Raw genomic sequence first — 14300 nt, 5'->3', positions numbered from 1 at the left:
AAGTGAACTCCCCTGACTCAACTAAAAGAGGGTATATCATGCGCAAGACTCTACTGACGCTGGCACTCGGCCTCGCTACGACAGCTGCTTTTGCAGCTGGTGAGCATGGCGGTTCACATTCATCAGTGAACACTGCTGAAGTCGATCGCACCATCCGCGTCGAGGCGGGTGATATGTGGTTCGACCATGAGAAGCTCAACATTGCTCCCGGCGAAACAATCAAGTTCGAAATTGTTAATACTGGTAACGTGGAGCACGAGTTCGTCATCGGCGATGCCGAGGCTCAGGAAGCACATCGCAAGATGATGCAGGAGATGGGGGGTAGTCATGGTGGTGGCGGCCATGGTGGTGGTGGCGGCCATGGTGGTGGCGGCCATGACATGGCCGGAGGCGAGCATGGCGGCAGCATGCCGTCCGTGACTATCGCGCCGGGTGACACCGCAGAACTCTTATGGACTGCCCCCCAGAATGTTGATGGGCTGGAGTACGCCTGCAATATTCCGGGCCATTATGAGGCCGGCATGTCCGGGAATATCGATTTACAGGGATAAGCTTTTCACATGAAACTGTTGCTTCTTGAAGATGACGACCTTCTCGCTGAGAGTCTGGCCGAAAGTCTGAAAGACAACGGTTACCGGGTTGATCTGGCCACTTCGCTGAAAGTGGCCAGGTCGCTTATGGCAACCGAGCACTATGAACTGGTAATTCTCGATCTCGGTCTTCCAGACGGCTCGGGACTGGATTTGCTCAAGAAGTGGCGTAAGGATGGATACGACCTTCCTGTTCTGATTCTGACTGCTCGAGATACATGGGAAGATAAGGTCATAGGTCTTGAAGAAGGTGCTGATGATTACTTGACAAAACCCTTTCATGAGCCTGAGCTTATAGCCAGAATTAGAGCGCTACTTCGTAGGAAATTTGGCAGTACGTCGCATGAGCTTTCTCTCAATGGTATTACGTTGGATGAGGCAGGCCGATGTGTCAGCGTCAATGGTAGGGCTTGGCAGTCCCTGACTAGAACTGAATTCGTTCTCATGCGTTATTTCATGCATCATCCCGATCGAGTGCTTTCTAAAGAACGCCTTCTACAGCAACTTTACGCATTAGATCAAGATGCGGCGACGCCTAATATTATTGAAGTGTACATTGCCAGATTGCGACGTCACGTAGGGAAATCGTTGATACAAACTCGGCGCGGGCAGGGGTATGTCTTTGTTACGCATTGACGGACGGAGCCTGCGAGTCCGCTTGCTGTGTTGGCTCTCTGGCATTGCCATTATCGTGACCGGAGCCACATGGCTGTTGCATGGTATCTTGCTTCAAGACTTGGCGCGTGATTTTCTCGGAGAGCGACTGAAACGAGAAGCCGATCATGCGATTGAACAAGTCAAGCAGGATCATATATCTACCCCCGTCGTGCTGGATTCCGCGAGCCGCGTTTTTCAAGCCTTTCACCACTTGTACGTTCTACGCTTAGGAAGCGATATCTCCTCTTCAGACCCACGTTGGGTGAAGGCACTGGACTTTTTGTTGGATGATACCAGTGATGATCTCGTGGAAGTCAGGGATGGGGGGCAACATATATTGGTATATCGGCGATCTTTCTCTTTGGAGGAAGAGCGTGGGGTGCTACTTGTTGGTGAAGATTTTTCTCAAGTAGAAGCGGGGCTGCATGAGCTTCACTGGTGGGTAGCGGCTATTGCGGCAGTTCTGTTACTGCTCCTGGTGCTGTTGAATATTCTGGCGGTCAATCGTGGCTTGATACCTCTCTCACGACTCCGGAATCAACTTGGAGAACTTCGGACTGGAGATCGAGAGCGTCTATCCTTGGATGTTCCCTCTGAGCTAGATAGCTTGGTCATTCAACTCAACCGGTTCATGGACGAGATCGATAGTCGTTTGCAACGCTCCCGCGACTCGGTGGCAAACCTGTCTCACGCACTCAAGACGCCGCTCGCGGCGGTGACCCAGGTGCTGCGAGGTTCGCGCCCTATTGATGATACTCGTCGCCAGAAGCTGGTTGAGCGACTTGCAGAAATGCACGCTCAACTGGATGCAGAACTTAGGCGATCAAGGATTGCGGGCCCAAACGCAGGGCGCATGTCTGATCTCCATCGCGAATGCACAAGATTGATCGAGATGTTTCGAAGTCTTTATCCAGATATTGATTTCACCATGAGCTTGCCGGAGGAAATCGAGAAGCGAGTCCCCATTGAGTCTCAGGATTTTTCCGAGATGCTCGGGATAGTGCTTGACAATGCCGGGAAGTGGGCCAGCAGAAAAGTAGATTGTCGTATTGTGCTCGATGATCTTCTCAGGATTACCGTTGAGGATGACGGTCCTGGCGTTGCAGAAGATGATCTGCCTAGCCTTGGTCAGCGTGGCCGGCGGCTGGATGAAAGTCATCCCGGGTATGGTCTTGGCCTTTCCATTCTGGGGCAACTCATGACGCGCTATGCCGGGAAAGTGAGGTTTGAGCCCAGTGCGCTGGGGGGCTTGTGCGTGAGGATGGAGGTGCCCATCAAGGAGTCTACCGATTAATCGCGGATTTTCAGGCCTGTTTCAGGTTCATCCTTCAGACTGGCTCGCGTCAAACATGGACGGGAGTCACACATGGCAAACTCGCGCGTCATCACGCATCCGCTGTCACGTCGTCAGATCCTCAAAGGCGGTGCTGCGCTTGGCCTTGGGTCGGCAGCGGCCCTGAGCCTGCGTCCTAGCTGGGCCAACCCCTGGGGTCAGACCAATGTCTATTCCAAGGGAGTCGAAGAGGGGCCGGAAGTGTCGCTGGCTATCCGCCGCGAATCGATCCTGATCGATGGCAAGGAGGCACGGCCGATCAGCATCAACGGCACCAGCCCCGGGCCGATGGTTCGTCTCAAGGAGGGTCAGGACGCTGTGCTGCGGGTCACCAACCTGCTCGACGAGCCCACGTCCATCCACTGGCATGGCCTGATCCTGCCTCCCGGGATGGATGGCGTGCCGGGGGTGAGCTTTCCGGGCATCGCCCCGGGCGAGACCTTCACTTATCGCTTCCCGGTACGCCAGAACGGTACCTACTGGTACCACAGCCACTCCGGCCTGCAGGAGCAGCTCGGCCACGCCGGTCCGCTGGTCATCGATGCCGCCGAGCGTGAGCCCTTCCGTTACGACCGTGAGCACGTGCTGCTGCTCACCGACTGGACCTTCGAGGACCCCATGGCGGTCTTCCGCAACCTCAAGACCGCCGAGGGCTACTACAACTTCCAGGAGCGTACCGTCGCCGACTTCTTCGCCGACGTGCGTGAGAAGGGCTTTGCCGCCACCGCCGAAATGCGCGGCATGTGGGCGAAGATGCGCATGAGCTCGCGTGACATCGCCGATGTCACCGGAAGTACCTACACCTACCTGCTCAATGGTCACTCGCCCGAAGAGAATTGGACGGCGTTGTTCAAGGCCGGTGAGCGGGTCCGTCTACGGGTGATCAACGGCTCGGCCATGTCCTACTTCGACGTGCGTATTCCCGGGTTGAAGATGACCGTGGTGGCCGCCGACGGCCAGCCGGTGCAGCCGGTTCCCGTCGACGAGTTCCGCATAGGGGTGGCCGAGACTTACGACGTGCTGGTCGCACCCGAGGACGACACGCCCTATACGATCTTCGCCGAACCCATGGATCGCAGCGGCTATGCGCGGGCCACCCTGGCGCCGCGCGAGGGCATGGCCGCCGAGATCCCCGAGCGTCGCAAGATTGCCGACCGTGGCATGGAGGCCATGGGTGCCCACGGCATGGGCAGCATGGAGGGCATGGACCACTCCGGCATGGGCGGCTCAGACATGCAGGGCATGGATCATTCCGGCATGGGCGGCTCAGACATGCAGGGCATGGATCATTCCGGCATGAATGGCTCGGACATGCAGGGCATGGACCACGCCAACATGCAGGGCATGTCAGGTGAAGAGAACAGGATGAACGCCAATGGCATGCTGGCGGCAGGGGCGGCTCAGCCTGGCTCTCGCTACGATCAGGCCGGTATCGGTATCGATCCCGGCGAGCGCCGGGTGCTGGTCTATCGCGACCTCAAGGCTTTCACCCCCTGGCCGGACAGCCGTGAACCGGAGCGAGAGCTGGAACTGCACCTCACCGGCAATATGGAACGCTACATGTGGTCCTTCGACGGCAAGAAGTTCAGTGAAGTGACTGGCCCCATTCACTTCAATAAGGATGAGCGCCTGCGCCTGATCCTGATCAACGACACCATGATGGAGCATCCCATCCATCTCCATGGCATGTGGATGGAGCTGGAGAACGGCCAGGGCGAGTTGATCCCGCGCAAGCACACCCTGAACGTCAAGCCGGGTGAGCGCGTCTCGGCGCTGATCACCGCTGACGCCGAAGGCAGCTGGGCCTTCCACTGCCATCTGCTCTACCACATGGATGCCGGCATGTTCCGGGTCGTCAAGGTTTCGTAAGGAGAAGGCATGAATAACAGAATCCCACTGACCGCCGCCGGTGTCCTGCTGGCCACAACCACGTTTCCCGTTGCCCAGGCAGAGGATGGCTACGATGCTCCGGCCGTCTGGCCGTCACCGGTCGTGGAACACAATATGGGCATGGCACTGTTCGACCGGCTCGAGTATGCCGTGCCCGACAAGGGGGAAGAGGCCGTGGTTTGGGACTTCCAGGCCTGGTACGGCAGTGACGTCAACCGCGTCTACTTGAAGTCCGAGGGCGATAACGTCCAGGGCGATGGCGAGGATGCCGAGTTCGAGTCCCTGGAGCTACTCTATAGCCGGCTCGTCGCCGACTTCTGGGAGCTCCAGGGCGGCATCGGCTACCAAGGCGGCGTCTTCTCCGACGACCATGCCGAGCGCACCTACGGCGTGGTTGGCCTACAAGGTGTCATGCCCTACGGCATCGAGACCGACGTGGCGCTACAGGTCAGCGAAGAGGGCGATGTCTCGGCGAGTTTCGAGGGCGAGTACGACCTGCGCCTAACGCAACGCCTTTATCTGCAGCCGCGCACCGAGATTGCCGTGGCCGCCAGCGAGGTTGAAGAGTTTGGCGTGGGTGAGGGGCTCAACTCGGTGCGCGTCGGCATGCGTTTGGGTTACGAGGTGACTCGCCGCTTCGCCCCCTACGTCGGGACTTACTGGGAGAAGCAATATGGCGATACCGCCGACCTCTCCCGTGCCGGCGGTGATGCCACGGAAGATACCGGTGTCGTGGCCGGCGTAAGGTTGATGTTCTAATCATCATGGTATACTTCGATGCTTGCGCCACCGGAAGGTGGCGCTTTTTTTAATTTTCACCGAGGCATATTCAGCTCTGTTTCAGATTGTACCACTATCATGACAATGTCACCAAAAAGGAGGGACCTCTGATGAAGCTCAAGATCATGACTTTCGGGATCGCAGTGGCCAGTGCGCTATCAATGCCCGTTCTGGCTGATGTGGGACATGGTGCCCAAGGGGTACCGAATCTTGAAAGAGGGACGTCCGATACCCAAATACTGGGCTCTCAGCCGGATCGCTACCAGATCAACATCGATCAGCCCACTACGTTGAGAGTGAGTAGCATGCACTTCCCGGGGGTATCGAGCCAGGGAGTCAATATCAAAGCGACATTGTATGATAATGATGGTAATCGCTTAGCGGAAGCATCCAGTCCGCGAGGTCACTTCCAGCTCAGCCGACAGTTAGAGCCTGGCAATTACCAGCTGGAGGTCTCAGGAACTCCAGCGGGTTCGGCGCACGAGAATGCTAGTAATCGGTATGAACTACACGTATCCTATTGAAAAGCCGAGCGGAAGTTTGGTTTGATCGACAGGGCCAGCTCAAAGCTGGCCTTTTTTATGTCAGCCATATTTCGATGACAGGTGCATTTCTATGCGAGCTGTTCAGCGTGGGTTCAGAAAACGGTGCTAGTCTAAAAAGTCGTAATATGCGACATTAAACACAATATCATCTGCACTGAGGTGTCATTATGTGGAATAATAATAAAGCTGCTCTAGTCAGCCTGACGGCTGTGGCGTTGGCAATGGGAGCGACTTCTTCGGCGGCCTTGGAAACACAAGTTAGAGAGACCACCGTGGGGCTTTATGGCTAAGCCAGGCTGAACATGGCTTATAACTTCGATCGGGATGCCGGATCGGCTAACGAAGGTTACTTTGCTGAAGTCGCAGGATTGGAAAATGAGGGGGATGTTGGGGATCAGTTTCAGGTATCCGCAACACAGAGCCGTATCGGATTTCGGACCAGTACGCCTGTCGAGAGGAGTACGCTTGACACCGTCATCGAAGGGGACTTTTGGTCGTATAATGATGATAATGCGCGCTTCAGATTACGGCATGCCTATGGTTCCTGGAATGGGATTCTTGCCGGACAGACCTGGTCGAATTACAACACCTTCGTGGCCGCCACACCCACACTGGATTTCTTTAGCACGGCGGGAAGCTATGGTGGCTATGGATCGCGCCTTGCCCAGTTGCGCTACACTATTGGAGGGTTCTCGATAGCTGCGGAGGATCCGAAAGCACAGCTGGCGGAGAACATCGATGGTTCTTTACCTGAAGACGCCTCCTTGCCAGATAATGACGATGCCGTATCATCGATGCCGGCATTGAGCCTGCGCTATGAAGACAACCCTGGAGACTTTTCATACTCAATCGCCGGCATCGCCCGACAGCTGAAGTACGATACCGGCAGCGAGAAGGATACGGAAATGGGCTATGGGGCCTTCGCTGCAGGCGCCTATCAAGCCGGACCAGTGACCTTGAGAGCAATCGTTAACGCCAGTGATGGGGCGAACAGTTACCTTTACTTGGCTGGCGATTATTTCAACGGTGCAGATGCCTACGTTGATATCAACGGCAACCTGAAAACGCTATCTGGCGATGGCGGAGCCCTGGGTCTTTCTTATCAAATATCGCCACAGTATTCACTGAACGCGTCACATGGCTATACCGATGTCGAATTGGGCGACACTACCGTGGGTGGGAATGCAGGTAGAAGGAACAAGAATACTTTTCTGAATCTGATGTGGACACCCAGCGACCGCTTGATGTATGGGGTTGAGTATGGTTATTTCGAAACGGAGTTGGCCAATGGTCGTGAAGATGACGCGAGCCGTGTAATGGTGGCTGCTCAATATGGATTCTAAGATGAAGCAATAGCATAGCAGAAAGCTGTTTTGATCGATTGCTTGGGCGAATGCCCAAGCTTTTTTTATGTGAGCAAGGCATAGTGTTTAAAAATGTGACTTAGGTCATTTTTTTGCATAGTTTATCAGATATGTCGTGTCCATCGTTACGAGAAAAAGAATGATCTGGATCATTTTTGATAGCCTGGCTGTTAAGGCTGGGTTCAGGTTAGAAACGTATCCTGAGACTGTCACCAAACAGGAAGAGAGAGTTGACATGAAAATCAAATTCGCACTTGCCGCTGCCATCATTAGCCTCGTTGCTACGCCAGCATTTGCCAATTTTGGCCACACCGAATCTCAGGACAGGCAGCTGACGGAGGGGATTACGTCTGGTGGGATTTTGACCAGCGGCTTCCCACATGAATATGCGCTTTCGTTAAACGAAAGTTCAGAGGTGACAATTGCCAGTGATCACTTTCCAGGATCATCAAGTCTTACACTTAGGATGAAGGCAAAGTTGATGAATGATTCAGGGAAAACCATTGCGGAAGTAGATTCATTCAATGGAGACTTCACAATTGATGAAAAGCTCGAGAAAGGCGAATATCGCCTGATGGTTTCAGGTGATAGTGGTGGGCTTGGTGATAGTGATATGCACCAGTACAGTCTGCATGTAGACATTCAGTGATGCGCGGTGGTTGGCCAGCTAATGCTGGCCAACCAGCGTCCCAGTAAGCTTTTGGTTTTCTGAATAGATTTCCAGTCATAGTGTATTATGGCTGAGTATTTAATTTAGTTATAATGATGTTTTGCTGTGTGGCATAACCTTTCCGTGGAGATCTGCTGTGATCAAGGCTGCATTATTACTCACTGGTGTCTTGGGTGTCGCCTGGATGCCAGCTATTGCTGTTGCCGGAAGTGAAGCGGACAGTTTGCAAAAAGCGATACAGATAGCCATTGATCAAGACCCTTGGTTAACCGGAAGTATGTCCACTGAAGCCGCCCTTGAGAACGAGGCCATTGCATCGGCCCAGCTCCCTGATCCTCAGATTTCATTGAAAGCGGGAAATCTGCCGGTTGATACCTTTGACTTGAATCAAGAAGGTATGACCCAGTTCAGCGTCGGAATCAGTCAGAAATTTCCCAGAGGAGATAGCCTGGCGCTTGCCAAGCAACAAAAGCAGCAGATTGCGGCCCAACAGCCGATGTTGCGGCAGGATAGGGAAGCCAGAGTCGAGGCTACGGTTAGCCAGCTTTGGCTGGAGGCCACTAGTGCTCAGCTGAGCATCGAGCGGATAGAGCGTGATCGTAGCTTGTTTGAGCAGCTAGCTGATGTCGCCGAGGTGAGTTATGCGTCCGCCTTCGGAATGACCCGTCAAGATGATGTGATTCGTGCGCAGCTGGAGTTGACTCGCCTGGAGGACCGCTTGACCGATCTCAGGCAGCAACAAGAGGCCGTTGAACGGCAGCTATCTGAGTGGCTGGGGAGCGAAGCGATAATGCCGGTAGTTGCGGATTTCCCCGGGCTAGAATTGGAAGAACCTCAGCTTTTCACTGTCGTTGAGCGTCCCAATCGACAGGCATGGTATGAGCGTGTGAGGTATCACCCTGCCGTGCTGGCCGTCGATATGTCGATTGATGCTATGGAAATTGGGGTCGATGCAGCGAGGCAGCAGTACAAGCCAGAATGGGGTGTATCGGCTCAGTATGGCTACCGAGAAGACGACCCCATGGGTGGGAGCCGAGCGGATTTGTTCTCCGTCGGCGTCACATTCGACTTGCCTATCTTTACGGAAAATCGACAGGACAAGCGAGTGGCGGCGGCTGCCTCTCGCTATGAAACTGCGCAATATCAAAGGGAAAGCTTGATACGCGAACTGATTGCCAGGCTAGAAACAAATCGGGCTAAGTTGTCGCGGCTTGATGAAAGGCTTGCACTATATGGGAATCGCTTGTTGCCAGAGCTGAGCGAACAGGCGGAAGCTTCCCTGAATGCCTATAACAATGACGATGGTGATTTTGCAGAAGCCGTGCGGGCACGAATTGATGAAACCAATGCAAATGTGGAACTGATTGGCCTGAAAGCCCAACGACTCAAGGTGATCTCGGATATCAACTACCTGCTGTCCCAAGGCACGTCTTCACTCTAACTCACGACTTATCAAGCCTGAAAAGAGACATCACGATGAATCCAATGGTTAGGTACTTTTTCGTCATATCGTTAGGCGTTTTCTTGGGTGTGTCCGGCAGTATGATCCTGGGAGGGAAGGCGTTCATCTTGAATGCAGTAGGAACTGCAATTGGAAACGATAGTAGTGAGACTGGGATGGAAGAGAGGGGGGAGCGCGTTCCCCTTTATTGGGTGGCGCCAATGGATCCCAACTATAAGCGAGACAAGCCTGGAAAATCCCCGATGGGGATGGACCTCGTGCCGGTATATGATGATCAGGACCAAGGAGATACTCCCGGGACAGTGAAAATTTCTCCTGATGTCGTCAATAATCTTGGTGTCAAAACAGGCACGGTCGAAAAGGATACCTTTGACACTACGGTAAGGACAGTTGGCTATGTCCAATACGATGAAGATAAGTTGGTACATATCCATCCCCGCGTCGAGGGGTGGATAGAAAAGTTATTTGCCAAGTCCGAAGGCGATCGCGTTACCCAAGGTCAACCGCTCTACTCGATCTATTCGCCTACGCTCGTGAATGCTCAGGAGGAGTTGTTGCTTGCAATGAACCGCGGCAATCAACGTCTGATTTCTGCCGCCTTGGAGAGGCTGCGCGCGTTACAAGTTCCCACTGAAGCCATCCAGAGTCTCAAAGACACACGCCAGGTCAGCCAGACGATCATCTTGCGCGCACCTCAGAGTGGCGTTTTGGACAACTTGCAAGTGCGTGAAGGAATGTTCGTGAGCCCGGGGATGAGCATGATGAGTATTGGCGTTCTTGATCATGTGTGGGCTGTCGGAGAGGTGTTTGAGCGCCAGGCAGCGTTGATCGCTGAGGGAGATGAGGTTCGCATGACTCTTGACTATCTACCCGAACGGCAGTGGACAGGGGTGGTGGACTATATATATCCAAGTATTGATAGTGAGACGCGTACGGCTCGTGTAAGGATGCGTTTCGCCAACGACGACCTGGCGCTAAAACCTGGAATGTTTTCTCAGTTGACCATTATGTCCGACACAACGTCGGAGGCATTGCAAATACCCCGTGAGGCCTTGGTTCGCACCGGAAGCCAGTCGCGTGTCGTTCTTGCGTTGGGTGATGGAAAATTCAAGTCCATCGAAGTCGACGTTGGACGCGTGGGTTGGGAAGCCGTCGAGATAGTATCCGGCCTGGAGGAAGGAGATCGTATTGTTACGTCGGCTCAGTTCCTTCTGGATTCCGAATCAAGTCGAACATCAGACTTTCAGCGAATGGAGCATAGTGGCAATGCTGAAGAGGTTGATGGGAATTCCTCTGTTGAGACCGTATGGGTGCCGGCACGCATCGAAGATGTCATGCTAGACCATGGCATGGTGACCCTTTCCCATGCTCCTATTGCGGCTTGGGAATGGCCGGCCATGAGCATGAATTTCCTGATTGGCGATACGGTTAGTCCCGCACAGCTGAAAGCCGGCATGGACATCCATGCCGAGCTCGAACGGATTACGGAAGAAAAATACGCTCTTCGAGGCGTACACGTTGACGACGTGGTAACCAAAACATCCATCGATGTGGTCATGGATCACGGAGAAGCTGGCAATGTGGGTAACGGCCATCAAGAAGGGATGAGCCATCAAGGCCATGCAGCAGGGGAGAGCAAGTAATGATACCTGCGCTGATCCGCTGGTCTATCAGCAACCGTTTTCTCGTGCTTCTTGCTGCCGTGATTCTGGCAGGGGCAGGAATCTATTCAGTCAAGAATACTCCTGTGGACGCTCTTCCGGACTTGTCCGATGTGCAGGTGATCATCAAGACCAACTATCCGGGCCAGGCTCCACAGGTCGTCGAAGATCAGGTCACCTACCCGCTCACTACGGCCATGCTGTCGGTTCCCGGGGCGGCAACGGTACGCGGATACTCCTTTTTCGGCGACTCTTACGTCTATGTGATTTTTGATGAGGATACCGATCCCTACTGGGCCCGCTCTCGTGTGCTGGAGTACCTTTCTCAGGTAGCGCCCACGCTACCAGATAGTGCGCGCCCACAGCTTGGCCCGGATGCCACTGGGGTGGGGTGGGTCTATCTCTACGCCCTCATCGACAGGACTGGCCAACATGACCTCAGCGAGCTGCGAAGCTTGCAAGACTGGTTCCTGAAATATGAGCTTCAGACCGTGTCGGGCGTCTCTGAAGTCGCGGCGCTTGGCGGCATGGTCAAGCAATACCAGGTCGTGGTGGATCCTGAGAAACTGCGTGCCTTCGACATTCCCCTGGCTCACATCCAGACCGCTATACAGCGGGCCAACCAGGAAGTGGGCGCCTCGGTCGTTGAGATGGCCGAAGCCGAGTACATGGTGCGCGCTACTGGTTATATTCAGAGTCGTGAGGATCTTGCCAGTATCCCTCTGGGTGTGGATGACAATGGAACGCCTCTGCTGCTCAAGGATGTCGCCGACATCGGGATGGGGCCCCAGATGCGTCGTGGCATTGCCGAGCTGAACGGGGAAGGAGAGACCGTCGGCGGCATCGTCGTTATGCGCACAGGAGAGAATGCCCAGAAGACGATCGATGGCGTCAAGGCCAAACTTGAGCAGCTCCAGTCCAGCCTGCCGGAGGGGGTGGAGGTCGTGACGGTTTATGACCGTTCAGGCTTGATCGAGAAGGCGGTAGACAACCTGCTGCGTGGCCTGCTCGAAGAGCTGGCCATCGTGGCTCTGGTGTGCGTGCTCTTCCTGTTCCACCTACGTTCTGCTCTGGTGGCGATGATCAGCCTGCCGATGGGCATACTCACTGCCTTCATCATCATGAACTGGCAGGGTATCAACGCCAACATCATGTCCCTTGCGGGTATCGCCATAGCGATCGGTGCCATGATCGATGGCGCCGTCGTGTTAATCGAGAATTTGCACAAACACATGGAGCGTACACCGCTGACGCGTGAGAACCGGTGGAAGGTGGTGGCCGACTCGGCGGTGGAAGTGGGACCGGCCCTCTTCTTCAGCCTGCTGATTATCACGGTCAGCTTCGTGCCTGTGTTTACCCTCGAGGCCCAAGAAGGGCGGATGTTCTCACCGCTCGCCTTCACCAAGACCTATGCTATGGCCGCCAGTGCCGGGCTGGCGGTCACTTTGGTTCCTGTGCTGATGGGCTACTTCATCCGCGGCCGCGTACTGCCTGAGCACAAGAATCCGGTCAATCGGCTGCTGGTCGGGGCCTATATGCCGGTACTCAAGGCAGTATTGAGATTCCCGAAGACGACCATCGCCCTGGTGCTGGCGATAACCCTGGTGGGCTTCTGGCCGGTCAGCAAGATTGGCAGCGAGTTTATACCACCCCTGGACGAAGGCGACTTGATGTACATGCCCACCACCTACCCAGGGCTATCCATCGGCAAGGCACGCGAGCTCCTTCAGCAGACCGATAAACTGATTGCCAGCGTACCCGAGGTGGACACCGTGTTTGGCAAGATCGGACGGGCCGACACGGCTACCGACCCAGCACCGCTGACCATGATCGAGACCTTCATTCAGCTCAAGCCGCGGGAAGAGTGGCGAGAGGGAATGACCACCGACAAGCTCAAGAAACAACTCGACAGCCTAGTGCGGATACCGGGGGTATCCAATGCCTGGGTGATGCCCATCTCGACGCGTATTGACATGCTGGCGACCGGGATCAAGACGCCGGTGGGCATCAAGGTGGGCGGAGAAGATCTCAAGCAGATTCAGTCCATCGGGCTGCAGCTGGAGACGATCCTTGCCGATGTTCCTGGTACCGCTTCGGTCTACTCCGAGCGGGTGGCCGGAGGACGCTATATCAAGGTCGATATCAACCGCGCTCGGGCGGCGCGCTATGGACTTAATATTGCCGACGTGCAACAGGTGGTGGCGACCGCCATCGGCGGTCGGAACATCACGCAGACCATCGAGGGACTGGAGCGCTACCCGGTCAACCTGCGCTATCCGCAGGATTACCGGGATTCTCCCGAGCGACTGGCCGAGCTACCGATCGTCACTGCCAATGGGCAGCGCATCGCTTTAGCCGACGTGGCGGACATCTACGTGGAAGACGGGCCACCGGCGATCAAGAGCGAGAATGCGCGCCCCAATGGCTGGACCTTCGTGGATATCGAAGGCGTGGATGTCGGCACCTATGTGCAGCACGCCATGGACGTTGTGGCCGAGGAGCTCGAGCTGCCCGCTGGATATTCGGTGACGTGGTCCGGGCAGTATGAATACATGTTGCGCGCCAAAGAGAAGCTGAGCTATGTGGTGCCTTTCACGTTGGCCATCATCGTGATCCTGCTCTACATGAGCTTCAAGCGCTTCAGTGAGGTAGCCATCATCATGGGTACGCTACCGCTGGCCATGGTCGGGGCCATCTGGCTGATGTATCTGCTGGGCTATAACTTCTCCGTGGCCGTGGGCGTGGGGTTTATCGCTCTGGCCGGGGTGGCAGTCGAGATCGGGGTGATCATGCTCGTTTATCTCAACCAGGCGTATCAGCAGATGATCGAGCGCTGCCAACACAAGGGAGTACAACCCCGCCGGGAGACACTACGCCACGCCGTGCTGCACGGTGCTGCGCTGAGGGTGAGACCGGTAATGATGACGTCGGTCTCGACGATTGCCGGTCTTCTGCCGCTGATGTATAGCTCCGGCACGGGTTCCGAGGTCGTCAGTCGCATTGCCGCGCCCATGGTGGGCGGTATGTTGAGTGCGGTGATATTGACGCTTCTGGTATTGCCTTGTGTCTACTACCTGTGGAAATGCCGTCGTGTGAGCCATTCCTAGCTAACAGGATCGGCGAGGCTGGGTGGCACATTATAAACGCTCGAATGCAGTATCTTGAGGGCACCCAGCCTAACACGAGCGGTCATTTGCATTATTGATGTAAAGATTGCCAGTGACGGAGTCTCGCGCCAGGTTGATTTGCGCTTTGTGAGCCCAGATTCAGCTTGCGTTCAGGCCTTGGGGCTATGCTGGGTCATAAGGGATCACGATTGACTATGCGCTAACCGGCTGGCGCAACGTC

General features: G+C 55.2%; 11 protein-coding genes. All 11 read left to right on the top strand.

Annotation, left to right across the window (positions count from 1 at the left end; all coding sequences use genetic code 11):
• The first annotated feature begins 38 nt into the window (after nucleotides 1–38).
• The 11 genes from FIU83_RS10830 to FIU83_RS10780 all read left to right on the top strand — a co-directional run bounded on the left by FIU83_RS10830 (nucleotide 39) and on the right by FIU83_RS10780 (nucleotide 14059).
• The gene (locus FIU83_RS10830) at nucleotides 39–551 is read left to right on the top strand and encodes a plastocyanin/azurin family copper-binding protein (protein ID WP_152484053.1); all 513 of its coding nucleotides are present in this window, start codon (nucleotides 39–41) and stop codon (nucleotides 549–551) included.
• Between the two features lie 9 nt (nucleotides 552–560).
• Nucleotides 561–1226: a response regulator transcription factor gene (locus FIU83_RS10825; protein ID WP_152484052.1), complete on the top strand. Its 666-nt coding sequence runs from the start codon at nucleotides 561–563 to the stop codon at nucleotides 1224–1226.
• Nucleotides 1207–2541, top strand: coding sequence for an ATP-binding protein (locus FIU83_RS10820; RefSeq protein ID WP_152484051.1), 1335 nt, complete (start codon nucleotides 1207–1209; stop codon nucleotides 2539–2541). The genes FIU83_RS10825 and FIU83_RS10820 overlap by 20 nt, the downstream gene beginning before the upstream one ends.
• A 72-nt stretch (nucleotides 2542–2613) precedes the next feature.
• Nucleotides 2614–4449, top strand: coding sequence for a copper resistance system multicopper oxidase (locus FIU83_RS10815; RefSeq protein ID WP_152484050.1), 1836 nt, complete (start codon nucleotides 2614–2616; stop codon nucleotides 4447–4449).
• Between the two features lie 9 nt (nucleotides 4450–4458).
• Nucleotides 4459–5229, top strand: a complete 771-nt coding sequence (locus tag FIU83_RS10810; RefSeq protein ID WP_253939452.1) for a copper resistance protein B — start codon at nucleotides 4459–4461, stop codon at nucleotides 5227–5229.
• Nucleotides 5230–5360: 131 nt separating this feature from the next.
• Nucleotides 5361–5774, top strand: a complete 414-nt coding sequence (locus FIU83_RS10805; RefSeq protein ID WP_152484049.1) for a hypothetical protein — start codon at nucleotides 5361–5363, stop codon at nucleotides 5772–5774.
• A gap of 323 nt (nucleotides 5775–6097) precedes the next feature.
• Nucleotides 6098–7138 (top strand): DcaP family trimeric outer membrane transporter, encoded by a 1041-nt coding sequence (locus tag FIU83_RS10800; RefSeq protein ID WP_152484048.1) that lies wholly within the window; start codon nucleotides 6098–6100, stop codon nucleotides 7136–7138.
• A 160-nt stretch (nucleotides 7139–7298) separates the two neighbouring features.
• Entirely contained in the window at nucleotides 7299–7808 is a 510-nt protein-coding gene (locus FIU83_RS10795) for a hypothetical protein (RefSeq protein WP_152484047.1), read from the top strand.
• 157 nt (nucleotides 7809–7965) lie between these two features.
• On the top strand, nucleotides 7966–9270 hold the full coding sequence (locus FIU83_RS10790) for a TolC family protein (RefSeq protein ID WP_253939451.1): 1305 nt from the start codon (nucleotides 7966–7968) through the stop codon (nucleotides 9268–9270).
• A 35-nt stretch (nucleotides 9271–9305) separates the two neighbouring features.
• The gene (locus tag FIU83_RS10785) at nucleotides 9306–10934 is read left to right on the top strand and encodes an efflux RND transporter periplasmic adaptor subunit (RefSeq protein ID WP_253939450.1); all 1629 of its coding nucleotides are present in this window, start codon (nucleotides 9306–9308) and stop codon (nucleotides 10932–10934) included.
• A complete protein-coding gene (locus FIU83_RS10780) occupies nucleotides 10934–14059 on the top strand; it encodes an efflux RND transporter permease subunit (protein ID WP_152484046.1) in 3126 nt (1041 codons plus the stop codon). Before FIU83_RS10785 ends, FIU83_RS10780 begins: the two co-directional genes overlap by 1 nt.
• Nucleotides 14060–14300 lie beyond the last annotated feature (241 nt).

This window comes from Halomonas sp. THAF5a (assembly GCF_009363755.1).
Taxonomy (GTDB): Bacteria; Pseudomonadota; Gammaproteobacteria; order Pseudomonadales; family Halomonadaceae; genus Halomonas.
This window is presented reverse-complemented; position numbering and strand designations above follow the sequence as displayed.

Excerpts from the sequence above, each read along its gene's own strand:
- FIU83_RS10830 (WP_152484053.1), top strand. The coding sequence starts at position 39 with ATGCGCAAGACTCTACTGACGCTGGCACTCGGCCTCGCTACGACAGCT.
- FIU83_RS10825 (WP_152484052.1), top strand. The coding sequence starts at position 561 with ATGAAACTGTTGCTTCTTGAAGATGACGACCTTCTCGCTGAGAGTCTG.
- FIU83_RS10820 (WP_152484051.1), top strand. The coding sequence starts at position 1,207 with ATGTCTTTGTTACGCATTGACGGACGGAGCCTGCGAGTCCGCTTGCTG.
- FIU83_RS10815 (WP_152484050.1), top strand. The coding sequence starts at position 2,614 with ATGGCAAACTCGCGCGTCATCACGCATCCGCTGTCACGTCGTCAGATC.
- FIU83_RS10810 (WP_253939452.1), top strand. The coding sequence starts at position 4,459 with ATGAATAACAGAATCCCACTGACCGCCGCCGGTGTCCTGCTGGCCACA.
- FIU83_RS10805 (WP_152484049.1), top strand. The coding sequence starts at position 5,361 with ATGAAGCTCAAGATCATGACTTTCGGGATCGCAGTGGCCAGTGCGCTA.
- FIU83_RS10800 (WP_152484048.1), top strand. The coding sequence starts at position 6,098 with ATGGCTTATAACTTCGATCGGGATGCCGGATCGGCTAACGAAGGTTAC.
- FIU83_RS10795 (WP_152484047.1), top strand. The coding sequence starts at position 7,299 with ATGATCTGGATCATTTTTGATAGCCTGGCTGTTAAGGCTGGGTTCAGG.
- FIU83_RS10785 (WP_253939450.1), top strand. The coding sequence starts at position 9,306 with ATGAATCCAATGGTTAGGTACTTTTTCGTCATATCGTTAGGCGTTTTC.
- FIU83_RS10780 (WP_152484046.1), top strand. The coding sequence starts at position 10,934 with ATGATACCTGCGCTGATCCGCTGGTCTATCAGCAACCGTTTTCTCGTG.